Annotated in this window: 1 pseudogene; it reads left to right on the forward strand. The window is 67.8% G+C overall.

Annotation, left to right across the window (positions count from 1 at the left end):
• A pseudogene (locus tag FBZ88_RS30480) lies at nucleotides 1-1,281 on the forward strand (beta strand repeat-containing protein); the annotation flags it as partial.

The raw sequence follows: 1,281 nt of genomic DNA on the forward strand, positions 1-1,281 counted from the left end.
GACGGCGCAGGTCAGCCAGCTGACGACGGCGCAGGTGTCCAACCTCAGCAGCGACAACCTGAACGCCCTGACCAGCGCCCAGGTGTCGAAGCTGAGCAGCGCCCAGGTCCAGTCGCTGACCAGCAGCCAGCTGAACAGCCTGACCTCGGCGGACGTGCAGGAACTGACGACGGCCCAGATCGGTCAGCTGACGACGGCCCAGGTGTCGAACCTGAGCACGGACGTGGTCTCCTCGCTGACGACGGCGCAGGTTGCCAGCCTGACGACGACGGACGTGCAGCAACTGTCGACCGACCAGCTGGCCTCGCTCAGCACGGCGGACGCCCGGGCGCTGACGACGGCGCAGGTCGGCGCGCTGACCACCAGCCAAGTGTCCGGCCTCAGCAGCACCAACCTGAACGCGCTCAGCAGCGCCCAGGTGGCGAAGCTGTCCAGCAGCCAGATCCAGGCACTGACCACGGATCAGCTGAACAATCTGACCACGGCTGACGTGGGTGAACTCAGCAGCGCCCAGATCGGGCAGCTGACGACGGCGCAGCTGTCGGCGCTGGGCACCACGAACCTGCAGGCCCTGAGCTCCAGCCAAGTGGCGGGCCTGACGACCGCCCAGGTCCAGTCGCTGACGACCGACCAGGCCGCGGCCCTGACGACGGCGCAGGTGACCAGCCTGTCGACCAGCCAAGTGAAGGCCCTGTCCACCGACCAGCTGGGTGCGCTCGCCACGGCGACGGTGCAAAAGCTGACTACCGCGCAGGTCCAGGCGCTGACGACGGCCCAGATTTCCGGCCTCAGCACTGACAACTTGAGCGCCCTGAATTCCACTCAGGTGGCCGCGCTGTCCAGTGCCCAGGTCCAGTCGCTGACGACCACGCAGCTGAACAGCCTGACGACCGCCGACGTCCGTGAGTTCACGACGGCGCAGATCAGCCAGCTGACGACGGCGCAGGTGTCCAACCTGAGCAGCGATAACCTGAACGCGCTGACCAGCGCCCAGGTGTCGAAGCTGACCAGCGCCCAGGTTCAGTCGCTGACGACGGCCCAGCTGAACACGCTGACCTCGTCCGACGTGCAGGAGCTGACGACCGCCCAGATCGGCCAGCTGACGACGGCCCAGGTCTCGAACCTGAGCACGGACGTGGTCTCCTCGCTGACGACGGCGCAGGTTGCCAGCCTATCGACGACGGACGTGCAGCAGCTGTCGACCGACCAGCTGGCCTCGCTCAGCACGGCGGACGCCCGGGCGCTGACGACGGCGCAGATCGGCGCGCTGACCACCAGCCA

Origin of the sequence: Nitrospirillum bahiense, assembly GCF_007828025.1 — a bacterium.
In the GTDB taxonomy this organism is placed as follows: domain Bacteria; phylum Pseudomonadota; class Alphaproteobacteria; order Azospirillales; family Azospirillaceae; genus Nitrospirillum; species Nitrospirillum amazonense.